Here is a 21977-nt window from a genome sequence, read left to right as displayed (position 1 = left end):
GGCCCGAACCATCGATTCGGGGGCGGCCGGATCGTCGAGCGGCGGGAATCACAGCCCGTCGCACGTCGCCCACTCCATCCTCAGCATCGACATCGGAGACGTCATGTACCAGCTCGCACCCAACATCGAACTGCTCTTCACCGAGGCCGGCGACTACCACGACCGCGTGCGCGCCGCCGCTGGGGCGGGCTTCGACGCCGTCGAGATGTGGGGTCCGACGGGAGTGGATGCCCCGGCGACGCCGAAGGACCTCCCCGCCCTGAAGGCGGCGCTCGAAGAGACCGGCACGCAGCTGACGGCACAGCTCTCGGAGCCGCGCACGCAGTTCATGATCCCGCCGTGGGACCACTCGGAGTTCTTCCGGAAGCTCGATGAGGGCGTCGCGATCGCGCACGACCTCGGCTGCCCCCGGCTCGTCGTCGGCAGCGGCACGGGCTTCGGCGGCTGGAAGCGGCAGGTGCAGCTCGACAAGCTCGTCGAGATCTACCGGAAGGCGACGGCGCAGATCGACGGCTCGGGGATCACGCTCGTGCTCGAGCCCGTCAACGTACGCGTCGACCATCCCGGCTCGCTCCTGGACCGCACGTCCGAGGCCGTCTACGTCGCCCGCGGCGTCGATTCGCCCTCCTTCGGCGTGCTCTACGACATCTATCACTCGGCCGTCGAGGGCGAAGACATGGCGGCCGAGCTCGAGAACGCCGGCTCGATCGTGAAGTACGTGCAGCTCGCCGACGCGCCCGGTCGCGGTGAGCCGGGAACGGGATCGCTCGATTGGGCCTCGACGCTGGGCGTGCTGCGCGCCTCGGGCTACGACGGCCCCATCGGGCTCGAGTACTACCCGACGACGGCGTCCGAGGCATCCGTCGCCCTCATCCGTGAAGTGGCGGCGACGGCGTGAGGCGGTATCCGGCCGAGGTCGACGTCGCGATCGTCGGGAGCGGCCCGACGGGTGCGGCCTACGCGCGCATCCTGAGCGAGCGGGCTCCGGATGCCTCGGTCGCGATGTTCGAGGTGGGACCGACCGTGTCGAACCCCCCGGGGGCGCACGTGAAGAACATCGCCGACCCCGACGAGCGCGCGCGGGCCCAGGCCCGTTCGGAAGGGCCGGTCGCGCGCGACGACGGCGACCGGGTCGGCGGGATCGTCAAGACCACGCAGCGCCGTGCGCGGCCCGGCACCTTCCTGCTCGAGGACGGCTACCAGGTCGAGGGTGAGGACGGTCTGCCCGTCGCGGCGTTCTCGAGCAACGTCGGCGGAATGGCCGCGCACTGGACGGGCGCGTGCCCGCGACCCAACGACAGCGAGCGCATCGGCTTCCTCGACGAGGACGGCGTCTTCGACGAGCTCCTCGACGAGGCCGATCGCCTCCTCGGGGTCACCAGCGCCGCGTTCGACACGTCTCCCCACGCCGCGCTCGTACGCGAGCGCCTCGCGGCTGCGGAGGACGAGGGGCGGGAGCCGCACGAACGCGTCCAGCGGATGCCGCTCGCCGTGCATCGGCGCGACGACGGCCGCCTGGTGTGGTCGGGCTCGGACGTCGTGATGGGCGACGTGACGCGGGCGAACCCGAACTTCCACCTCTTCGATGAGTCGCTCGTGACGCGGGTGCTCCTCCAGGACGGCCGCGCCGCCGGCGTTTCCGTCACCGACGGGCGGACGGGAGAGAGCCACGACGTGCGCGCACGCTTCGTGGTCGTCGCCGCCGACGCGCTTCGCACTCCGCAGCTGCTGTGGGCCTCCGGCATCCGTCCCGACGCCCTCGGGCGGTACCTGAACGACCAGGCGCAGATCGTCTTCGCGGTGCGCATCCGCGACTTCGTCCCCGCCGCGGGGGAGGAGGGTGCGGGCCCGGCCGGCCTGAGCGAGTACAGCGGCGTCACGTGGGTGCCCTTCACCGACGACATGCCGTTCCACGGGCAGGTCATGCAGCTCGACGCATCGCCGATCAAGCTCGCCGACGACGATCCTGCCGCGCCCGGATCCATCGTCGGCCTCGGCCTGTTCTGCGCGAAGGATCTGCAGGCATCCGATCGTGTCGCGTTCTCCACCGACGAGGTCGATGCTTACGGGATGCCGGCGATGACCGTGCACTACACGCTCACGCCCCGCGATCACGAGGTGATCGAGCGCGCCAAGGCGGAGATCGTGCGGCTGGGCAAGGCGATCGGCGAGCCGCTCGACGACCGGCCGTTCGTGATGCCGCTCGGCGCGTCGCTGCACTATCAGGGCAGCACGCGCATGGGCGAGGACGACGACGGGACGAGCGTGTGCTCGCCGGAGAGCGAGGTCTGGGGCGTCCCCGGACTGTTCGTCGCCGGCAACGGCGTCATCCCCACCCCGACGGCGTGCAATCCGACGCTCACGTCGGTCGCCCTCGCCGTGCGTGGCGCGCGCCGCATCTCCGCAGACCTCGCCGCCGCCCCCGCCCCCAACCCGTCACCCGCCCCCAACCCGTGAGCCTCCACCTGGCGGCCGAGACCGCGGGTGCCACCCACGGTCTCGGCGCTCAGATGGAGGCTCACGGGTTGGGGGTTGCTTTAGTCAGAATTCGACATTAGAGTGTAGAAACACGATTTAAGTAGTCAAGGAGGACTCGTGATCCCCGATCGCATCATCGAGCAGGGAACGCTCACGACCGACGGCCGCCGCGCCGCGGTCGAGGTTCGCCTGCCGTGGTACCGCGCTCTGCCCGCCTCGTGCATCGGCGGCGCGACGCTCACCATCGACGGGGTCGAGGCTCCGGCCGAGTCGCTCCGCTGGGAGATGAACGGCCGCACCTTCACGTTCGCGGAGCTCGTGCCGAACACCGAGGAGTGGTGGTTCCCCACCGATTCCGCCGTGCTCTCGGGCGACATCCCGGTCGCGGAGGACGGGGAGCGCAAAGTCGAGGTCGGCCTCGTGCTGTACATCCCCTACATCGTCATCGGGGCCGACGAGGTGCTGCACATCGAGGAGAAGGACGCCAAGACCATGACCGCACGCAAGGCGGTGGCGGCATGAGCGCCGAGACCACCAAGGGCGCGCCCATCCAGGGCGTCACGCTCTACAGCTTCACGCGCGCCTTCCACGGCCGCGAGTACGACCTCGAAGGCCTCATCCGCAAGGTCGCGGCCGACGGCTACGGCCCGGGCCTGGAGGTCATCGGGTTCTCGAGCTTCCGCGGCTTCCCCGAGATCGACGACCACTACGCAGGCTGGTTCCGCGACCTGATCGCCGAGACGGGGCTCGTCACGACCTCGCTCGCGGTCAACGCCGACATCGGCATCCATCGCGATCGCCTCCTCACGCAGGACGAGCTGCTGGCCTACATGCGCCGGCAGATCGCGGCGGCGGCGAAGCTCGGCTTCCCGATCGCGCGCGTGCAGATCTCGATCGAGCCCGACTCGATGGAGGCGCTCGCCCCGATCGCCGAGGAGTACGGCGTGACGCTCGCCCTCGAGGTGCACGCCGACCAATACGCCTCGCACCCGCGGATTCTCGCGCTCCGCGACCGCTACGAGAAGGTCGGCTCGCCGTTCCTCGGCTTCACGATGGACTGGGGCGCCACGGTCTCGGGCTTCGCGCCGTCGCTCATCGAGGCGTACCGCCGTCGCGGCGCGTCGGAGGAGCTCCTCGCCGCGGTCACGGGGCTCTGGGACGAGTTCTACCGGCAGGGACCGCCCGCCGACCAGGCCGACCACGGTCAGCGCTTCGGTCGCTTCATCGGCCTCGCGGCCCAGCACGGCCGCCCCGACCTCGGCATCGACTTGGGGATCAACGGCACGGGGCTGTTCGGCCCCGCGCGCGTGGACGACTGGCTCGAGATCTTGCCGTGGATCAAGCACGTGCACGGCAAGTTCTTCGGCATCGACGAGCAGCACGAGGAGCCGTCCGTCCCGGTGCGCGACCTCATCACGCTGCTCGTCGAGAACGGCTACAACGGCGCCATCTCGAGCGAGTACGAGGGCTGGCACTGGAACTACTGGCAGAGCCCGTTCGACATCATCCGCGACGAGCAGGCCGTGCAGCGCTCCGCCGCCGCCGACGCCGGCTCGCGCATGACCACCGATGCGGCCGAGGCGCGCGCTCAGCTCGCCGCCTGGCTGCCCAGCACCGAGGGAGCATCCGCATGACCGACCAGGACGGCATCGCCGGCACCGGCATCAAGCTCGGCACCACGCTCTACTCCATGACGAGCGAGTTCGCCGCGGGCCTCTACACGCCCGAGACGCTCATCGCCGCCGTCGCGGAGGAGGGGATCGGCCCGGGCGTCGAGTTCAACATCGCGCAGCTGCTGCGCACGTATCCCGACGTCGACGACGCGTTCGTGAAGCTCTGGTTCGACTCGCTGGAGAAGTACGGCCTCGAGGCGAGCGCGGTCGGAACCAACCTCGACATGGGGCGACGCAAAGACCGCGACATGACGCCCGACGAGGAGCACGACTTCCTCGCACGCCAGCTGAAGACCGCGCACACGCTCGGCTTCAAGAAGGTCGTCATCCGCTCGCACGGCAAGGAGTTGCTGCGCGGCCTCCTCCCGCTCGCCGAGAAGTACGACCAGTACCTCGGCTACGAGATCCACGCGCCGTCGGGCCCGAACAACCCGCAGGTGCTGCAGATGCGCGAGATGTACGAGGAGCTGCAGTCCGAGCGCCTGGGCTTCACCGCCGACTTCTCCTCGACGATGCATTCCCTGTCGCCGACGCTCCTCGCGCAGCTGGGCAAGATGGGCATGGATGAGAAGCACTTCGGTGTCATGGACGAGATCTGGCACGAGCCGACCCCCATGCACGTGCGCAACCAGAAGTTCGAGGACTACCTCACGGGCGAGGGCGTCGACCCGCTCACCTTCGGACCCTTCACGCGCCTCGCGTTCAACATGCACGGTCTCGTGCCGCCGGAGGAGTGGCTCGACATCATGCCGCAGATCTTCCACGTGCACGCGAAGTTCTACGACATCGGCGCCGACGGCGAAGAGCCGGCGATGGACATCCCGCGCATCGTCAAGCAGTTCGTCGTCGGCGGCTACCAGGGGTATCTCTCCAGCGAGTGGGAGGGCCACGCCTTCCAGGACCTCGGCGAGGCCGATCCCATCGACCTCGTGAAGAAGCAGCACGCGCTCATGCGCAAAGCCATCGAGGACACCGTCGCCGAGCAGTCGAAGGAGACCGCCGATGTCTGACACCGCCACCGAGATCTCGGTGGCGGACCTCGCCGCCGAGCTCGCCGACCTTCGCGAGCAGCTCGCCGCCGCCCAGCGGCTGGCCCAGCGCGCCGAGGACCGCGGACAGGTCGAGAACCTCTTCAACCGCTACATGTATCTGCACAACGCCTTCCAGGACGAGCAGATCATCTCGCTGTGGGTCAAGGAGGGCACCGAGGGCATCCGCGCCCGCTACACCAACGCCGGGCAGTACACGACGTGGGAGTCGGTCACCCGGTACCACCGCGGCCGCCCGACCCCCGAGGGCAAGCTCATCCTGCACGCCACCACGACACCCGTCATCGAGGTCGCTGCCGACGGCAAGACCGCCAAGGGCGTGTGGCTGATGGCGGGCACCGAGTCGGGCCTGACCGACCCGAAGGTCGCCGAGGCGTTCCCCGACATGTACTCGCCGGAGGAAGTGCTCGGCAAGAAGGTCTGGGCGCACTGGGTCTGGTGCAAGTACGCGATCGACTTCCTCAAGCAGGACGGCGAGTGGAGGTTCTGGAAGTTCCGCTGCTACGAGCTGGCGCGCGCACCCTTCGAGGAGAACTGGGTGAGCTTCGGCCTGAAGAACCAGGGCGCGTTCGACCTCGACCTCATGTACTTCGGCGACGACGGCAAGCCCGTCTTCATGCCGCCGGCCGACGAGCCCGTCCTCTCCACCAACCACCCGTACAGCCCGCAGACGGTGCAGAAGCTCGAGCCCGCCCCGCCGGTGCCGCACGAGACCTTCACCGACACCTACGCCTGAGGAACGATCATGGCAACGCACGATTCCCTCTTCGCCGACAAGGACGTCAAGCGCACCGAGAACGGTGTCTCCGTCGCACTGCAGCTGCCGTGGTACCGGAGCCTCTGGCTCTCCGCGGTCGACGATGTCGCGGCATCCGTCAACGGCGTCGAGATCCCGAAGGACCAGCTGCGCTTCTCCCTGGAAGGACGCGAGTACCGCATCGAGGAGCTCCCCGAGCAGTGGGACACCCTCTGGTTCGTCGCCGACCGCCCCGACGTGCTGATCGACCTCGGACGCGAGCCGGAGGCAGGCGAGAAGCTGACCGTCGAGGTCGTCCTGACGATGCGCCTGCTCTACATGCAGATCATGCCGGGAACCGACGGCGGTCCCGGCCGCTACGTCACCAACCGCGTTCCGGTCGAGCGCGAGGTCGTGCTGGCATGACCGTTCCTCGGGCTCAGGACGGCGTCCTTCGCGTCGCGATGATCGGCTACGGCTTCATGGGAGCCGCGCACTCCGTCGGCTGGCGCCAGGCGCCGCGCATGTTCGAGCTGCCCGGCGCGGTCGAGATGGCCGTCGTCGTGGGCCGCGACGCCGAAGCGGTGGCGGATGCCGCGGCCCGCTGGGGCTGGCAGGAATCGGCGACCGACTGGCGCGAGGTCATCGCGCGCGACGACATCGACATCGTCGACATCGTGACGCCGGGCGACTCGCACGCCGAGATCGCGATCGCCGCGCTGGAGGCGGGCAAGCACGTGCTGTGCGAGAAGCCGCTGGCGAACACGGTCGCCGAGGCGGAGGCGATGGCGGATGCCGCGTCCCGCGCCGCCGCGCGCGGGGTTCGGTCGATGGTCGGCTTCACCTACCGCCGCGTCCCGGCCGTGACGTTCCTTCGCGACCTCATCGCGCAGGGGGCGGTCGGCAGGATCGCGCAGGTGCGCGCCGCCTACCGGCAGGACTGGCTCGTCGATCCCGAGATGCCGCTCGCGTGGCGGCTGCAGAAGGAGCACGCCGGCTCGGGCGCCCTCGGTGACATCGGCGCGCACATCATCGACATGACGCAGTTCGTGACGGGGCTGTCGGTCGACGCCGTGTCGGGCGTCGTCGACACGATCGTGAAGGAACGCCCCCTCCAGGGGAGCGGCTCGGGGCTGTCGGGCACCGCCGCCGAGGGCTATGGCGAGGTCACCGTCGACGACGTCGCGATCTTCACGGGCCGTCTCTCCACCGGCGCGCTCGTCTCCTTCGAGGCCACGCGCTTCGCGACCGGCCGCAAGAACGACCTCTCGATCGAGGTGTCGGGCGACAAGGGGGCGCTCCGCTTCGACCTCGAAGACCTGAACACGCTGTGGTTCTACGACCGCACGGCGCCGGAGGCGACGCAGGGGTTCACGCGAATCCTCGTGACCGAGGCGCAGCATCCGTACGTCTCCGCGTGGTGGCCCGCCGGCCACATGCTCGGCTACGAGCACGGCTTCAGCCACCAGGTCGTCGACCTCGTGACCGCGATCGCGGAAGGCACCGACCCGCAGCCCTCGTTCGAGGAGGGGCTGTCGGTGCAGCGCGTCCTCGCGGCCGTGGAGGAGAGCTCGGCGCACGAGTCGGCCTGGGTGCGCGTCGGTGCGGGAGTTTCCTCGCCGACACGCTGAGTCTCACCGGCTCGACGGATAGGTTTGACTCAACAACAAAGCAAAGGAGCTGCGATGCCTCGTCCGATCACCCTCTTCACGGGCCAGTGGGCCGACCTTCCCTTCGAGGAGGTGGCGCGTCTTGCCGGCCAATGGGGCTACGACGGTCTCGAGATCGCGTGCTGGGGCGACCACCTCGATGTGTCCCGGTGGGATGACGAGGAGTACGTCCAGTCCCGCCGCGACATCCTCGAGCGCAACGGCCTGAAGGTCTGGGCCATCTCGAACCACCTCACGGGTCAGGCCGTCTGCGACGACCCGATCGACGCCCGCCACCGCGACATCCTGTCGGATCGCGTGTGGGGAGACGGCGACCCCGAGGGCGTGCGGCAGCGCGCGGCCGAGGACATGAAGAACACGGCTCGCTTCGCCGCCAAGCTCGGCGTCACGACGGTCAACGGCTTCACGGGGTCGTCGATCTGGAAGGCCGTGGCGATGTTCCCGCCGGCGTCCGACGAATGGATCGAGGCCGGTTACCAGGACTTCGCCGATCGCTGGAACCCCATCCTCGACGTCTTCGAGGAGGTCGGGGTGCGCTTCGGCCTCGAGGTGCACCCGAGCGAGATCGCCTACGACTACTGGACCGCCAAGCGCACGCTCGAGGCGATCGGGCACCGCGCGTCGTTTGGCCTGAACTTCGACCCGTCGCACTTCATGTGGCAGCAGCTCGACCCGGTGGCGTTCGTGCTCGACTTCGCCGACCACATCTTCCACGTGCACGTCAAGGAGTCGATCACCAACCTCGACGGCCGCAACGGCGTGCTCGGCTCGCACCTACCCTGGGCCAACCCGCGTCGCGGCTGGACCTTCGTCTCGACGGGGCACGGCGCAGTGCCGTGGGAGCCGCTCTTCCGCGCCCTCAACGCCATCGGCTACGACGGCCCCACCTCCGTCGAGTGGGAGGACGCCGGGATGGACCGCCTCGACGGCGCGCCCGAGGCCCTCGCCTTCGTGCGCAAGCTCAACGCCATCACGCCGCCGGCTGCGGCGTTCGACGCGGCGTTCTCCACCAAGTCCGACTGACCTTCGGGCGCCCGGCACCGGCCGTCATGGCCGGTGATCGGCGTGCCCCGATATCGACGAAAGGGCCACCGCCATCACCGACATTCTGGATGTCCTGATCCTCTCGGGGCACATGACCCGGGAGCACGACAACGAGCACCGCAGCTTCCGGCTCCACAACCAGTGGATCACGACGCTGCTGGAGGACACGGGACGCTTCACGGTGCGCGTCATCGAAGACCCGCGCGGGCTCGGCGCCGGCATCATCGACAAGTACGACGTCCTCATCGTCGTCTTCGAGGGTCGCGACGGCTTCTTCGAGAAGGCCGTCGGCTTCGGGGCGGAGACGGATGCCGCGATCCTGAAGTTCGTGCACGACGACGGCAAGGGCATCGTGTGGTTTCACGGCTCCGCCGCGCAGGAGGATCGCTGGGGGTACCCCGAGGAGTACAACGTCATGCGCGGCGCCAAGCTCAGCGCGTACGAGACGGGTCTTCGGCCCCGGCCGTGGGGCGAGGCGCAGCTCGACACGGTCGAGCCGCGGCATCCCATCACCGAGGGCATCAGCGCCCGCTGGACGGTGACCGGCGACGACATCCTCACCGGCGTCGACCTCTACGAAGGCGCCCGGGTGCTGCTCACGACCTTCGACGACCTCGAGGCGTACGAGAAGGCGCCGATGTGGCCGATGTCGCACTACCCGGTCGAGATCCCCGAGGGCGGCATCGCGGAGCTGAACGGCATGAACACCGATCAGCCCATCGCGTGGATCAACGAGTACGGCGCGGGCCGGTCGTTCACGATCACGATCGGCCACGACATCGACACGTTCCGTCGCATCGAGTTCATCCGGATGTTCCCGCGCGGCGTGGAGTGGGCCGCGACGGGTGCCGTGACGCTCGAGGGCCCGGACCGCCGCGGTGAACGCCGATTCCTGCCCTGGCCGTACTACAACCACGAGGGCTGAGACATGGCATCCGATCTGAGCATCGGCATCCTGGGTGCCGGCGGCATCGCCGAGCGCGCGATGGTGGAGCCCTCGCGCGATGTCGACGGGGTGCGCGTCGACGCCATCGGTGCACGGGACCCCGCACGCGCCCGCGCGTTCGCCGAGCGGCTGGACCTGCCGAAGCACGGCGACTACGAGACGATCCTGGCCGACCCCGACATCGACCTCGTCTACCTCGCGCTGCCGCCGATCACCCACGCCGAGTGGGCCGTCCGCGCCCTCCAGGCGGGCAAGCACGTCCTGTGCGAGAAGCCGCTGTCGGTCAACGGCACGACGGCGGCGGCCATCGCCGACGCCGCCGCCGAGACGGGGCGGCGGGCGTTCGTCGGCTTCCACTACCGGCTGCACGGCTTCACGCAGCGTCTGCTCGAGGTCATCGCCTCGGGCGCGCTGGGCGACGTCGACCGTGTCGACATCGACTTCAGCATCCCGCACTTCGTCGTGAAGCCCGGCAACATCCGCCTCGACGGAGACCTCGGCGGAGGAGCCGTGATGGACGTCGGCTGCTACGCGGTCGACCTCATCCGGGCCGCGTGGGGTGAGCCCGTCGTCGAGTCCGCGGCGGCAGTGCTCTACGACGACGATCCGCGGATCGACCTGCAGACCGACGCCGTGCTGCGGCTCGGCTCCGGCGCGCCCGCCCGCGTGCGCGCCTCGTTCATCGGAAACGATCAGGGCGCGATGTCGCTGCGGGTGACCGGCTCCGCCGCCGACCTTGTGGCGACGAGCGTCATCGTGCCCCAGTGGGGGGCGACGCTCCGCGTCACCGCCGGCGACGACGTGCTGGTGGACGAGAACGCGGCCGACGGCGAGAACAGCTACGCACGGCAGCTCGAACATGTGGCCGCCGTGCTCGCGGACGGCTCGCCCAGCATCCTCGACGCCGCGCGCGGCGTCGGCACGATGCGCGTCGTCGACGACATCTATCGGGTCGCGGGCCTCGAGCCGCGCTGACCCGCCGCATCGCCCGACTCATCCTGGAGGCGATTCGAGGGAATCTCCCGCGGCGAGGCCTCAGCGCCGCCGATCGTCCTCGTTCCGCGAGATCTCCTCGCCGCGCGCACGGAGTCAGCCAACGAGGGAGTGGAACGCCTCGGGCGAGAGTGCGTGCTCCATCGCGAGCATGCCCGCCCCGATGACTGCCGCGTTCTCCGCCGCGGCGGACGGCACGATCGCCAGGTGCTCGGTCGCAAGCGGCATCGATCGCGTGTAGACGACTTCGCGCACCCCCGCGATGAGGTGCTCGCCGACGCGCGCCATCGATCCGCCGAGCGCGATGACCGACGGGTTCATGAGGCTGACGCACGTCGTCAGCACCTCGCCGATGTCGCGTCCGGCCTGGCGCACGGCCTGGATCGCCTCGATGTTGCCGCCCTTGACGAGAGCGATGACGTCGTTCCCGTTCTCGGCGGGCACCCCTCGCTCGCGGAGCGAGCGGGCGATGGCGGGACCGGAGGCGAGGGCTTCGAGGCATCCGCGATTCCCGCAGTGACACGGCACGTCCGAGCCGCGCGCGACCTGCACGTGCCCGATGTCGCCGGCGACCCCCTGCGCGCCGCGCTGCAGCTCGCCGCCCGAGATGACGCCCGCGCCGATGCCGGTCGCGACCTTGACGAACATGAGGTGCGCCGTGGTGGGCCACGCGATCGCGCGCTCGCCGAGGGCCATGATGTTCACGTCGTTGTCGACGAGCACGGGCACCTGCAGGTGCTGCTGCACCCATCCCGGAACATCGAACCGGTCCCAGCCGGGCATGATCGGCGGGTTGACGGGCTGCCCCGTCGAGTGCTCGACGGGTCCGGGCACGCCGATCCCGATGCCGACGAGGGAACGGATGTCGCGGCCCGACTCCTCGAGCAGCCCGACCGCCGCGTCGACCATCCACGTGAGTACCGGGACGGGCCCCTCCGCGACGGCGAGCTCGGCGCTGCGCCGGGCGAGGATCGCGCCGGTCAGGTCGAGGACGGCGACGGTCGTGTGCGAGGCGCCGATGTCGGCGGCCAGCACGACGCGGGCCCGTGGATTGAGCGCGAACTGCGAAGGCGGTCGCCCGCCCGTGGACGCGGCATCCGCCACCGGCATGATGAGCCCCATCTTCATGAGCTCATCGACGCGCGCCGCGATCGTCGACCTCGCCAGCCCCGTGGACTTCGCCAGCTGCGCACGCGTGCGCGGCGTGCCGTCGCGCAGGAGCTGGAACAGTTCCATCGCGCCGCTGCCCGCGGCCGCCGATTCGGGTGAGAGCGTGACCACGATTCAGTCAACCACCGTGCGGGGCGGGGAGGCGCCGCGTGACAGGCGTCACGTCGTCCTGCCCGTCGGCTTCGCGAACCGCTGCTGGAGCAGCACGGCGACGACGATGATGACGCCCTTCGCGACGGCCTGCACGGACGAGGAGAGGTTGTTCTGCACGAAGACGTTGCTGAGCGTCGCGAAGATCAGGACGCCGAGCACCGTGCCCGTGATCGTGCCGCGACCGCCGATGAGGAGCGTGCCGCCGACCACGACCGCGGCGATCGCGTCGAGCTCGTAGAGCGTGCCGTGGGTCGAGGTGCCCGCCGTCGTACGGCCCATGATCATGACGGCGGCGATGCCGGCGCCGAGACCCGAGATCGCGTAGAGCCACACGATGTGGCGGCGCACGTTGATGCCCGCGAGGCGCGCGGCCTCGCGGTTGCCGCCGATCGCGACAGTGCGGCGACCGAACGTCGTGCGGTTGAGGAGCACCCAGCCGACCACGGCGACGAGCGCGAAGATCCAGATGAGCACGTCGACACCGAGGAAGTCGGCGTTGAAGAACGTCACGAACCCGCGATCGGAGATGATGAGGGTGCGCCGCTCGGCGAGGATCTCGGCGAGTCCGCGGGCGGCGACGAGCATCGCGAGGGTCGCCATGAACGCCACGACCTTGCCGTACGCGATGACGATGCCGTTGACCAGGCCCGCCGCGAGGCCGACGGCGAGGGCCGCGAGCACCATGACGATCCAGTGGCTGCTGTCGGCGAAGGCCTGCATCGCGTCGAGCGTCGCGACGACGGAGGCGAGGCCCATGACCGAGCCCACCGAGAGGTCGATGCCGCCCGAGATGATGACGAACGTCATCCCGATCGAGATGACGCCGATGATCGAGGCCTGGCGGAGGATCACGAGCATGTTGTTGACGCTCGTGAACGTGTCGCCGGCCGTGATCGCGCCGACGACGAAGATCAGCAGCAGCGCCACGATCAGGCCGAGGTTGCGGCCGACCGATCCCTTCAGCACGCGCCGCAGCATCGACTGATCGGACCGGTCGGGCTGCTCCGGCGCGGGCCCGGTCGCCACGGCGACACTCCCGTTCTGCTGCTCGCTCACGCGGCTGTTCCTTTCATGACCAGGTCGAGCACGCCGTGCTCGTCGATGTCGGAGGCGGGAAGGATGCTGAGGACACGGCCCTCGGCGATCACGAGAACGGTGTCGGCGAGGCCGAGCACCTCTTCGATCTCGCTCGAGACGATGACGACGGCGTTGCCGGCCGCGGCCAGCCGCCGGATGAGGGCGTAGATCTCGGTGCGGGCCCCGACATCCACTCCTCGAGTCGGTTCGTCCAGGAGCAGCACCCGCGTGCCGTGCACGAGCCATCGTGCGAGGAGGATCTTCTGCTGATTGCCGCCCGACAGAGTCATGGCCGGGCGGTCGGGGTCGGGCGGACGCAGTTCGAGCGCGTCGATCTGCTCCCGGGCGATCCGGCGCTCGGTGCGCTCGTCGAGGAATCCGGCCTTGGCGAACCGCGTGAACGACGACAGCGTGACGTTGACGAAGATCGGCTCGTCGAGCACGAGCCCCTGGCTCTTGCGCTCTTCGGGCGAGAGGCCGATTCCCGCAGCGACCGCCTTGGTCACCGAGCCGCGGGGGAGCGGCTCGCCCGCTACGGCGACCGTGCCGGAGGTCTGCTTGCGCGCGCCGTAGATCGTCTCGAGGATCTCGGATCGGCCCGAGCCGACGAGCCCCGCGAGGCCCACGATCTCCCCCGCGCGGACGCTGAACGAGACGTCGTCGAAGACGTCGGCCAGCGCGAGGTCTTCGACGGTGAGCACGGTCGGGGAGTCGGCGGGGATCGGGACGGCGGGCGGGAAGACGTTCGCGACATCCCGTCCCGTCATGAGCCGGATGAGCTCGGATGTCGGGGTGTCGGCGACGGGAAGTCCGCTCGCCATGCTCCGCCCGTCCTTCAGGACCGTGATGCGGTCCCCGATCTGGCGGATCTCCTCGAGGCGGTGCGTGATGTAGACGACCGCGATGCCCGAGCTCGTCAGCTCGTGCACGACGTGGAAGAGGTTCTTGACCTCCTCGGTGTCGAGCACGGCGCTGGGCTCGTCCATGATGATGAGCTTGATGTCGTGCGAGAGGGCTCGGGCCATCGAGACGATCTGCTTGTTCGCGGCGCTGAGCTGACCGACCTCGGCGTTCGGCGAGAGGTTGCCGTGGCCGAGCCGGCGCAGGAGTTCCCGCGTCTGCCGCGCGGCTTCGGAGCGCTTCGTGAAGCCGCCCTGCGCGAGCTCGTGCCCGAGGAAGATGTTCTCGGCGATCGTGAGTCCGTCGACGACGTCGAGTTCCTGGTACATCGTGGCGATGCCGAGTCGCAGCGCCGCCTGCGGGTCGGGGATCTCCACCTCTTCGCCGCGCCACCGGATCGTGCCCTCGTCGGGGCGATGGACGCCCGCGAGCACCTTGATGAGCGTCGACTTGCCGGCGCCGTTCTGCCCGAGGATGCAATGCACCTCGCCGGGGAGCACCTCGAGATCGACGCCGCGCAGGGCCTTGACGCCGGCGAACGACTTCGTGGCGCCGGTCACCTCGAGTAACGACGATGAGTGGTCATCTTTGATCACGGCATGAACATAACATGCGTGGTCCGCCGCGTCGACGGATGCCTCGGCATCCTGCACCGCGCCGCAAACCCCTGATTCCGCTCCACGCAAGCGGAACTTTCGAAAAGCGCTTCTGCCGCAACTTATACAAAAGGTGTCGCTCGCATGACCGCTCTGCTACGTTTACCGCGTCAGCGAGGACGGACGTGACCTGGGCGATGCGGCCCAGGTCGTCGGAAGTGCGCTGCGGAACTGCATCACATTCAAGGAGGAAGCATGCGTTCACTTCGGAAGGCGGGTACCCGGACTCTCGTCGCCGGCGTCGTCGCTCTCACGGCAATCGGTCTGCTGGCAGGCTGCACGAACAACGGCGACGACAGCGAGAACGTCGTCGACCAGGGCACGACGACCGAGGAGAACCAGGCGAGCGGTGACACCGTCACCATCGGGTTCTCGGGCCCCGCCGCCGACCACGGCTGGCTCGGCGCCATCAACTCCGGCGCTCAGGCCGCGGCCGACAGCTTCGACGACGTCGAACTCAAGATGGCGGAGGGCACCAACGACGCCAACGCGCAGATCGCCGCCGTCGAGACCTTCATCAACGACAAGGTCGACGCCATCGTGCTGCTGCCGACCGACGGTGCCGCACTCACCGAGGTCGCCACGAAGGCGATGGCCGCCGGCATCCCCGTCATCAACGTCGACCGTGAGTTCTCGAGCCCGTTCGCGGCGCGCACGACGATCCTCGGCGACAACTACGGCATGGGCGTGAGCGCCGGCACGTACATCTGCGAGCAGCTCGGCGACAAGCCCGACGCGATCGTCGCCGAGATCGCGGGCATCGACTCGCTCCCGCTGACGCAGGACCGCTCGAAGGGCTTCGCCGACGCCCTCGACGACTGCGGCCTCGAGGTCAGCGCCCGTGTCGCGGCCGACTTCACGGTGCAGGGCGGTGAGGCGGCGGCATCCCAGCTGCTGTCTGCCAACCCGAAGATCGATGCCATCTGGAACCACGACGACGACCAGGGCGTCGGCGTCCTCGCCGCGATCGAGGCGGCCGGCCGCAACGAGTTCTTCATGATGGGCGGCGCGGGCTCGAAGAACGCGATGGACGCGATCAAGGCGGACGACTCGGTGCTCAAGGCGACGGTCATCTACCCGTCGACCCAGGCCGCCGACGGCATCGCGCTCGCGCGCCTCATCGCACAGAGCAAGACGCTCGGCGACATCATCACGCCGAGCATCCCGAACCGCATCGTGCTGGACGCGCCCGTCGTCACGAAGGAGAACGTCGACCAGTACTACGACCTGGCGTTCGCGTCCTGATCGTCAGAGACTGACCAGTACCGGGGTGCCCGCGCAGGCGGGCGCCCCGGTCCCTTCCCCGCGAGAGGACACCGCGTTGACCGACGAAACACCCACCAGCCGCCCCCTGCGCGTCGCCATGATCGGCCACGGGTTCATGGGCGCCGCCCACTCGCAGGGCTGGCGCGTCGCGCCGCGCTTCTTCGACCTCCCGCTGGCGCCTGAGATGGACGTCGTCGTGGGGCGCAACGCGGCGGCTGTCGCGGCCGCCGCCGAGAAGTGGGGGTGGCGCGAGAGTGCGACCGACTGGCGCGAAGTGATCGCCCGCGACGACATCGACGTCGTCGACATCGTGACGCCCGGCGATACCCACGCCGAGATCGCCATCGCCGCTCTGGAGGCGGGCAAGCACGTGCTGTGCGAGAAGCCGCTCGCGAACACGGTGGACGAGGCGCAGGCGATGACGGATGCCGCGTCCCGCGCCGCCGCGCGAGGGGTGCGGTCGATGGTCGGCTTCACCTATCGGCGCGTCCCGGCCGCGACCTTCGCGCGCGACCTCGTCGCGGCGGGGCGGCTCGGCGAGATCCGCCAGGTGCGGGCGGAGTACCTGCAGGACTGGCTCATGGACGCCGATGCGCCGCTCACGTGGCGCCTGCAGAAGGACCGTGCGGGATCGGGCGCCCTCGGCGACATCGGCGCCCACGCGGTAGATCTCGTCGAGTACATCACCGGGCTGAAGGTCGAGACCGTCTCCGGCATCCTCGAGACGATCGTGAACGAGCGTCCGCTGATGGGCGAGGGGGTCGGGCTCTCGGGAACGGCGCTCGAGGAGCGCGGACCCGTCACGGTCGACGACCTCGCGCTCTTCACCGGCCGGCTCTCGTCGGGTGCGCTCGCCTCGTTCGAGGCGACGCGGTTCCGCACCGGCCGCAAGAACGCCCTCCGCATCGAGATCGCCGGATCGCTCGGCGCGGTCTCGTTCGACCTCGAGCGCATGAACGAGCTCGAGTTCTACGACGCGACGCTGCCCGGAACCGAGCTCGGCTTCCGCCGCATCCTCGTCACCGAGCACGATCACCCCTACCTCGCGCCGTGGTGGCCGACGGGCCACATGCTCGGCTATGAGCACGGCTTCAGCCACCAGGTGGTCGACTTCGTGAACGCGATCGCCGAGGGTAGCCAGCCCGAGCCGTCGTTCGACGACGGCCTGCACATCCAGCGCGTGCTCGCCGCCGTCGAGCGCAGCTCCACGGCCGGCAGCGCCTGGACCCCGACCGACAGCTGAGTTCCTCGTAACGGAGGCGTCGCCCCTCCTCTCGTCGCTTCGCTCCTCGCTCGGCGACTCGGTCAGCGGGGCGACGGGGCCGACGCCGTGGCCAGCGCGCGGCGCGCGAGAGAGAGGTGGGCGCGGGTCATCGCGGCCGGGTCGCCGGCGAGCCACTCGTGCCCGCCCCACTCGCTCGTGAGGGTGCCGGCGAAACCCGCGCCCCGCAGGGCCCCGCCGATGTCGGCGATCGGCTGCGAGACGCGGCCGCCGGTGTCGTCGAGGTCCCAGAACTTCAGATGCACGCCCGCCGTCAGGGGGAGGAGCGGCTCGAGATCGGCGACGGTCGATCGGCCGAAGCGGATCAGAAGGTCCATGAAGAGGGTGTGGACGGCGGGCGGCACCTCGCCTCCGCGCAGCGCGGCGACGACCGCGTCGTGCGTCTCGGGTGCCCGCCAGTCGTCGGCGAGCCGATCGACGAGAGCCCCGTCGACCCCGGAGGCGCGCAGTTCCTCCAGGTAGCTCGGCGGAAGCGACGGCATCAGCATGCTGATGTCGACGAGCACGCGGACGTGCGGGTCGTCGAGCGACTCGAGCAGGGCGAGGTTCTCCGCGATCGCCGGCACGTCGAGGTTCTGCTGCCCCTGGATCTCCTCGTAGAGCACGATGTCGAGGTCGGCGAGCACGGGCTGCAGGCGGCGCAGAAGCTCGGCGCCGGCCTGGCCGAACGGCACCCGCACGCCCGACGCGCCGAGCCGGGCCGCGGCGCGCAGCTGTGGCACGAGGAATCCCGCGCGCTCCTCGGTGCTTCGTCGCCCCGCCGGGAGCGCCCAATCGTCGAGGCTTCCGCCGAGGATGCTGACGGATCCGCCGGCTGACTCCAGCCGCGACCGGAACGCGTCCACCTCGGCGTCGGACGTCACGGGGAACGACCGCCACAGTTGTCCGGGCTCGATCTCGATCGTGGTGGCCACGCCGTCTTCGACGATGCCCACCGCGATGTCGGCGGAGGCGCGATCGGCGCGGATCACCTCGGGGGTCCAGTTGAAGGCGCTCGCACCCAGGTCCCACTCGACCGACCCCGCAGTCTCGTCGTCCGCACGCACCTGGTCGTGCGGGTCCGCCGCGGGTTCGACCACCGCGACCACCGCGACGACCGAGACCGCCGGGGTCGACGCCTCCGGTGTCAGCGGGGCGGCGGCGTGGAACGGCAGGGTCAGCGGTCCCGCGGGCCCCGACTGCAGATACGGGATGAGCAGTGTGAACGACACCGACACGTCATGCGCGCCGGAAGACAGCATCCGTCGCCCTTCCAGAACCAGCCGGTCCTGCACGAACCACCAGCCCGACTCGAAAGCGAGGGCCGACGGCGCGACCCGTCGCCGCTCGAGTGCGACGACGATGTCGACGGGCTCGCCGTCGATCGTGACGACGAGGTCGCTGAGGCTCGCGAGGGGAAGCGAGCGGATCCACGGCAGGTTCAGGCGCAGTGCGAATCCCGACGGCGTCGAGGTGAGCGCGTCGGGCAGCAGTACGGGGAGGGCCATGACCGGCTACTTCCCCGCGGCGACGGTGGCGGGCATGGGGCACTTCCTTGTGTCTCGTGTCTTGGGACAGGAAGTTACACGCTTTCGTCGGTTTTAGGAAGAAGTGCCGGATGCCACGGTCTCGAAGATGGCCTCGACGCTCGGCCGTCCCTCGGCGAACCAGCGCGGGAAGGTCGCGTCGAAGAGCTGCTCGCGCACCATCTCGGCGCCCCCGCGCAGCGGCTCCAGGATGTCGTTGGCCGACTGGGCGATCGTGAGGTCGCGCGTGGCGAGGGGGAGGGAGAGCTCGTACACGCGCTGGCGCACCTCGGCGAGGAAGATCTCGCCCGCCGAGGGGACCGCGCCGCCCACCACGATCGTGCTCGGGTTGAACATGTTGACCAGGGCGGCGATCGACTCTCCCATGACGCGCGCCGATCGCTGCACGAGCGTGATGGCAGTGGCGTCGCCGTCCTCGGCGGCCAGCGATATCCGTTCCGGCGTGATCGGCTCGCCCGCGGCCGCGGCCTGCGTGAGATAGCCGGTGGCGCCTTCGGCGATGGCCTTCTCCGCGTCGCGGACGAGCGCCCACCCGCCGGCGACGGCCTCGAGGCATCCGACCTTGCCGCAGCGGCACGGCACGTCGGAGTCGCGCACGCGCACGTGGCCGATATCGCCGGCCGCGCCGTTCGCGCCGCGGTGGAGGCGCCCCTGCGACAGCAGGCCCGCGCCGATGCCCGTGCCGATCTTGCAGTAGATGAGGTCGGCGTGCTCGTCGCGGCGCCGCGCCCGCTCGTTGAGGGCAAGGAGGTTCACGTCGTTGTCGACCCACACGGGCGCCTCGTAGCGCTGCTCGAACTTGCGGCGCACGTCGAAGCCGTTCCAGCCCGGCATGATCGGGGGCGCGACGGGTCGCCCCGTGACGAAGTCGACCGGCCCCGGCACGCCGACGGCGACGCCCCAGATCGGCACGTCGGGAGTGCGTTCGAGGAGCTCGTCGACCATGGTCATGGCGGTGTCGAGCGTCTCGGCCGGGCCTCGCGAGATGTCCCACGAGCGGTGCGTCGCGTCGATGATGTCGCCCTCGAGGAGCGCGACGCCGACGTGGATGTGGAGGGCGCCGAGGGCGCACACGAGGATCCGCCCCCGATCGCTGCGGAAGCGCAGCGTGCGAGGCGCGCGTCCGCCCGAGGACGGGCCGAACTCGCCGTCTTCGAGGAAGCCCATCTCGATCGCCTGATCGACGCGCTGCGTGACGACGCCGCGGCCGAGGCCGGTGACGCGACCGATCTCGGGGCGAGTGGACGCCTCGTGCGTGCGCACCATGTTGACGATCCGCAGCAGACTCGTCACTTCGTCTGTCTGCGCGCCGAAGCGCAGTGTGGACTCCTTGGCCATAGCAGATTCTGACACAAGACCCGGCTACCTGCGTCCATTTCGGCGCCGCTATGGTCATCTCCAGGAAAACTTATGTACTCTTTCCGCATAAGCGGAGGGGGCGAGGATGCCACACGGTGTCGGTGTGATCGGCGCAGGACCGGGCGTCGCGGCGCTGCACCTGCCGACGATCGCAGGTATGGCGGACGCCTTCCGCGTCGTGCACGTGACGGATGCCGGGAGCGGCCGCGCCGCGCCGCTCGCCGCCCGCTCGGGCGCGATGTCGTCGGCCGGCGTCGAGGCGCTGCTGCGCGATCCCGCCGTCGAGGTCGTCGCGATCTGCAGTCCTCCCGCGGAGCACGCGGCCCAGATCATCGCCAGCGTCGCCGCGGGCAAGCGTGCCGTCTTCTGCGAGAAGCCGGTCGCGACGACGCTCGCCGATGCCGAAGAGGCGATCGAGGCATGCCGTCGCGCGGGCGTCCCGCTCGTGGTCGGCACGAACCACTACTACGACCCGGCGTGGGGCAGAGCCCGGCATCACCTGTCGGCCGCGGGCGGTCCCGTCGTCTCGATCTCGGTCACGCTCTCGCTCCCTCCCAACGGCCGCTACCACGACGTGGTCACCGAGGCGTTCGCTCCCTCGGCCGCGCGCCCCGCGCCCGACCTCCGCGACCCGGCGGTCGCGGCATCCGCCGTCCGCGCGCTCCTCACCGGCCTCGCGATCCACGATCTTCCGCTCGTCCGCGACCTCGCCCCGCGACTGGAGCGCGTCGTCTTCGCGCAGGCCCTGCCGCCGGTCGGCTACGCCGTCGGGTTCGTCGCGAGCGGGATCCCGGTGCAGCTCACGACCGTGATGCTCCCCGACGGTGCCGATGCGCTCTGGCGCCTGACCGTCACGACCGATCGCGATCGCCTCGACGTGACCTTCCCGCCGGCCTTCGTGCACGCCGGGAGTGCGAGCGTGCGGGTGTGCGCGATCGACGGGCGCGACACCACCTATCTCCGCGACGACCGCGACGGCTACGTCGCCGAGTGGACGGCGCTCGCCGACCTCCTCGCGAGCGGCGAGCCGGTCGAGTACGACGAGCTCCTCGACGACGTGCGGTACGCGCTGCGCCTGGCCGAGGATGCCGCGATCCTCGCGGGGGTGACGGCATGACCACGCGCGTCTTCTCGCCGGTCGCGCGCTACCGTGCGGCGATCGCCGAGCTTCCCGCCACGACGAGCGTCGCCGACTCGCCCGACGGCGCGATCGTCGTCGTCGACGGTGCCGGCTCGTGGTGGCAGGAGGCGCTCCGCGCCGACGACTCCGGCGCCGTGGGAGTCCTCGTCAGCGCTCCCGGCCCCGCCCCGACGAACGCGCTCGATCGGCTCGCGGGCATCCCGATCGTGCTCGAGCGCAAGCTCTTCCGCGCCGATGTCGCCGGCGATGCGCTCGCCGCACCGGTCGGAGATCCGGCGGCCGTCGTCGCGGAGTGCCACGCTCCGCGGCAGGCGCTGGCCGCAGCCCTCCGTGACGCGCTGGCGTGGGCGCGCCTCTTCGCCCGCGCCCCTCTCGCACTCCGCACGGCCGAGTTCAGCGGAGCACGCGGTGTGGCACTCCTCGCCGCGGGGGACGCGGCATCCGTCTCCCTCGTCGTGGGGGCGTCCGCGGGTGCGCCACCCGCGGGACGCCTGCGTGTCACGACGCTCGGCGAGACCCGCGCGGAGCTCGAGGCCGACGACCGCGATGTGCGCTTCGCGGTGACGGATGCCTCGTCCCGCCGCGTCTCGCCGACGCGGTTCGAGCGGCCCGAGCGGCTCGCCCTGCGGCGCCTGGTGGCTGCCCTCGACGCGCGCGAGACGCCGTCCGACCTCGCCGACTACACGCGCGACTCCGCGCTCGCCGAGGCGATCCTGCACTCGCCGGCGAGCTCTTCCGCCGCCGCGTTCACTTCATAAACGGAGCTGATTCGGGGGATAGGCGATATGCCATTCCCCGATATGCCGGTCTCGGACGAAAGTTATTGACGGGATAACCCCGATGACTCACCGAAAGGGA

The 21977-nt window shown here is 70.1% G+C and carries 20 protein-coding genes; 15 read left to right on the top strand and 5 right to left on the bottom strand.

The annotated features are described in order from the left end of the window. Positions 1-103: 103 nt before the first annotated feature. The 11 genes from ACSBPH_RS09485 to ACSBPH_RS09435 all read left to right on the top strand — a co-directional run bounded on the left by ACSBPH_RS09485 (position 104) and on the right by ACSBPH_RS09435 (position 10571). Positions 104-898 (top strand): TIM barrel protein, encoded by a 795-nt coding sequence (locus tag ACSBPH_RS09485; protein WP_442574101.1) that lies wholly within the window; start codon positions 104-106, stop codon positions 896-898. Beyond that, positions 895-2457 carry a GMC oxidoreductase gene (locus tag ACSBPH_RS09480; RefSeq protein ID WP_442574100.1) on the top strand — a complete coding sequence of 521 codons (1563 nt, stop codon included), beginning with the start codon at positions 895-897 and terminating at the stop codon, positions 2455-2457. The genes ACSBPH_RS09485 and ACSBPH_RS09480 overlap by 4 nt, the downstream gene beginning before the upstream one ends. Positions 2458-2595: 138 nt before the next feature. Then, the gene (locus ACSBPH_RS09475; RefSeq protein WP_442574099.1) at positions 2596-3000 is read left to right on the top strand and encodes a C-glycoside deglycosidase beta subunit domain-containing protein; all 405 of its coding nucleotides are present in this window, start codon (positions 2596-2598) and stop codon (positions 2998-3000) included. After that, on the top strand, positions 2997-4112 hold the full coding sequence (locus ACSBPH_RS09470) for a sugar phosphate isomerase/epimerase family protein (RefSeq protein WP_442574098.1): 1116 nt from the start codon (positions 2997-2999) through the stop codon (positions 4110-4112). Before ACSBPH_RS09475 ends, ACSBPH_RS09470 begins: the two co-directional genes overlap by 4 nt. Beyond that, the gene (locus ACSBPH_RS09465; protein WP_442574097.1) at positions 4109-5161 is read left to right on the top strand and encodes a sugar phosphate isomerase/epimerase family protein; all 1053 of its coding nucleotides are present in this window, start codon (positions 4109-4111) and stop codon (positions 5159-5161) included. The genes ACSBPH_RS09470 and ACSBPH_RS09465 overlap by 4 nt, the downstream gene beginning before the upstream one ends. Beyond that, on the top strand, positions 5154-5936 hold the full coding sequence (locus ACSBPH_RS09460; protein WP_442574096.1) for a nuclear transport factor 2 family protein: 783 nt from the start codon (positions 5154-5156) through the stop codon (positions 5934-5936). The genes ACSBPH_RS09465 and ACSBPH_RS09460 overlap by 8 nt, the downstream gene beginning before the upstream one ends. Before the next feature lie 9 nt (positions 5937-5945). Further along, positions 5946-6362, top strand: a complete 417-nt coding sequence (locus tag ACSBPH_RS09455) for a C-glycoside deglycosidase beta subunit domain-containing protein (protein ID WP_442574095.1) — start codon at positions 5946-5948, stop codon at positions 6360-6362. Next, a complete protein-coding gene (locus ACSBPH_RS09450; protein ID WP_442574094.1) occupies positions 6359-7567 on the top strand; it encodes a Gfo/Idh/MocA family protein in 1209 nt (402 codons plus the stop codon). The genes ACSBPH_RS09455 and ACSBPH_RS09450 overlap by 4 nt, the downstream gene beginning before the upstream one ends. A 54-nt stretch (positions 7568-7621) precedes the next feature. Then, the gene (locus tag ACSBPH_RS09445) at positions 7622-8629 is read left to right on the top strand and encodes a sugar phosphate isomerase/epimerase family protein (protein ID WP_442574093.1); all 1008 of its coding nucleotides are present in this window, start codon (positions 7622-7624) and stop codon (positions 8627-8629) included. 112 nt (positions 8630-8741) lie between these two features. After that, entirely contained in the window at positions 8742-9575 is an 834-nt protein-coding gene (locus ACSBPH_RS09440) for a ThuA domain-containing protein (protein ID WP_442574092.1), read from the top strand. Between the two features lie 3 nt (positions 9576-9578). Next, complete coding sequence (locus tag ACSBPH_RS09435) at positions 9579-10571, top strand: Gfo/Idh/MocA family protein (protein WP_442574091.1); 993 nt, start codon at positions 9579-9581, stop codon at positions 10569-10571. A 114-nt stretch (positions 10572-10685) separates the two neighbouring features. On the opposite strand, the gene ACSBPH_RS09430 is transcribed toward ACSBPH_RS09435, so the two are convergent. The 3 genes from ACSBPH_RS09430 to ACSBPH_RS09420 form a co-directional block, all read right to left on the bottom strand. Then, positions 10686-11825, bottom strand: coding sequence for an ROK family transcriptional regulator (locus ACSBPH_RS09430; protein ID WP_442577277.1), 1140 nt, complete (start codon positions 11823-11825; stop codon positions 10686-10688). A gap of 93 nt (positions 11826-11918) precedes the next feature. Continuing rightward, positions 11919-12968 (bottom strand): ABC transporter permease, encoded by a 1050-nt coding sequence (locus ACSBPH_RS09425; protein ID WP_442574090.1) that lies wholly within the window; start codon positions 12966-12968, stop codon positions 11919-11921. Then, positions 12965-14449, bottom strand: coding sequence for a sugar ABC transporter ATP-binding protein (locus ACSBPH_RS09420; protein WP_442574089.1), 1485 nt, complete (start codon positions 14447-14449; stop codon positions 12965-12967). Before ACSBPH_RS09420 ends, ACSBPH_RS09425 begins: the two co-directional genes overlap by 4 nt. A 291-nt stretch (positions 14450-14740) precedes the next feature. On the opposite strand from ACSBPH_RS09420, the gene ACSBPH_RS09415 reads away from it, so the two are divergent. Both ACSBPH_RS09415 and ACSBPH_RS09410 read left to right on the top strand, forming a co-directional pair. Beyond that, positions 14741-15790 (top strand): substrate-binding domain-containing protein, encoded by a 1050-nt coding sequence (locus tag ACSBPH_RS09415; RefSeq protein WP_442574088.1) that lies wholly within the window; start codon positions 14741-14743, stop codon positions 15788-15790. Positions 15791-15908: 118 nt separating this feature from the next. After that, complete coding sequence (locus tag ACSBPH_RS09410) at positions 15909-17054, top strand: Gfo/Idh/MocA family protein (protein WP_442577276.1); 1146 nt, start codon at positions 15909-15911, stop codon at positions 17052-17054. A gap of 62 nt (positions 17055-17116) precedes the next feature. On the opposite strand, the gene ACSBPH_RS09405 is transcribed toward ACSBPH_RS09410, so the two are convergent. Further along, positions 17117-18580 carry a hypothetical protein gene (locus ACSBPH_RS09405; protein WP_442574087.1) on the bottom strand — a complete coding sequence of 488 codons (1464 nt, stop codon included), beginning with the start codon at positions 18578-18580 and terminating at the stop codon, positions 17117-17119. A gap of 93 nt (positions 18581-18673) precedes the next feature. Next, entirely contained in the window at positions 18674-19957 is a 1284-nt protein-coding gene (locus ACSBPH_RS09400; RefSeq protein WP_442574086.1) for an ROK family protein, read from the bottom strand. Positions 19958-20063: 106 nt separating this feature from the next. On the opposite strand from ACSBPH_RS09400, the gene ACSBPH_RS09395 reads away from it, so the two are divergent. Beyond that, entirely contained in the window at positions 20064-21095 is a 1032-nt protein-coding gene (locus tag ACSBPH_RS09395) for a Gfo/Idh/MocA family protein (RefSeq protein ID WP_442574085.1), read from the top strand. Then, entirely contained in the window at positions 21092-21877 is a 786-nt protein-coding gene (locus ACSBPH_RS09390; protein WP_442574084.1) for a hypothetical protein, read from the top strand. Before ACSBPH_RS09395 ends, ACSBPH_RS09390 begins: the two co-directional genes overlap by 4 nt. Positions 21878-21977 lie beyond the last annotated feature (100 nt).

It is taken from the genome of Microbacterium sp. F51-2R, assembly GCF_052180235.1.
In the GTDB taxonomy this organism is placed as follows: Bacteria; Actinomycetota; Actinomycetes; order Actinomycetales; family Microbacteriaceae; genus Microbacterium.
This window is presented reverse-complemented; position numbering and strand designations above follow the sequence as displayed.

Coding starts and splice junctions, on each gene's coding strand:
- ACSBPH_RS09440 (WP_442574092.1), top strand. CDS start 8,742: ATGACCCGGGAGCACGACAACGAGCACCGCAGCTTCCGGCTCCACAAC.
- ACSBPH_RS09455 (WP_442574095.1), top strand. CDS start 5,946: ATGGCAACGCACGATTCCCTCTTCGCCGACAAGGACGTCAAGCGCACC.
- ACSBPH_RS09445 (WP_442574093.1), top strand. CDS start 7,622: ATGCCTCGTCCGATCACCCTCTTCACGGGCCAGTGGGCCGACCTTCCC.
- ACSBPH_RS09485 (WP_442574101.1), top strand. CDS start 104: ATGTACCAGCTCGCACCCAACATCGAACTGCTCTTCACCGAGGCCGGC.
- ACSBPH_RS09460 (WP_442574096.1), top strand. CDS start 5,154: ATGTCTGACACCGCCACCGAGATCTCGGTGGCGGACCTCGCCGCCGAG.
- ACSBPH_RS09435 (WP_442574091.1), top strand. CDS start 9,579: ATGGCATCCGATCTGAGCATCGGCATCCTGGGTGCCGGCGGCATCGCC.
- ACSBPH_RS09395 (WP_442574085.1), top strand. CDS start 20,064: ATGCCACACGGTGTCGGTGTGATCGGCGCAGGACCGGGCGTCGCGGCG.
- ACSBPH_RS09410 (WP_442577276.1), top strand. CDS start 15,909: ATGATCGGCCACGGGTTCATGGGCGCCGCCCACTCGCAGGGCTGGCGC.
- ACSBPH_RS09390 (WP_442574084.1), top strand. CDS start 21,092: ATGACCACGCGCGTCTTCTCGCCGGTCGCGCGCTACCGTGCGGCGATC.
- ACSBPH_RS09465 (WP_442574097.1), top strand. CDS start 4,109: ATGACCGACCAGGACGGCATCGCCGGCACCGGCATCAAGCTCGGCACC.
- ACSBPH_RS09470 (WP_442574098.1), top strand. CDS start 2,997: ATGAGCGCCGAGACCACCAAGGGCGCGCCCATCCAGGGCGTCACGCTC.
- ACSBPH_RS09430 (WP_442577277.1), bottom strand. CDS start 11,825: ATGGAACTGTTCCAGCTCCTGCGCGACGGCACGCCGCGCACGCGTGCG.
- ACSBPH_RS09415 (WP_442574088.1), top strand. CDS start 14,741: ATGCGTTCACTTCGGAAGGCGGGTACCCGGACTCTCGTCGCCGGCGTC.
- ACSBPH_RS09400 (WP_442574086.1), bottom strand. CDS start 19,957: ATGGCCAAGGAGTCCACACTGCGCTTCGGCGCGCAGACAGACGAAGTG.
- ACSBPH_RS09405 (WP_442574087.1), bottom strand. CDS start 18,580: ATGGCCCTCCCCGTACTGCTGCCCGACGCGCTCACCTCGACGCCGTCG.
- ACSBPH_RS09450 (WP_442574094.1), top strand. CDS start 6,359: ATGACCGTTCCTCGGGCTCAGGACGGCGTCCTTCGCGTCGCGATGATC.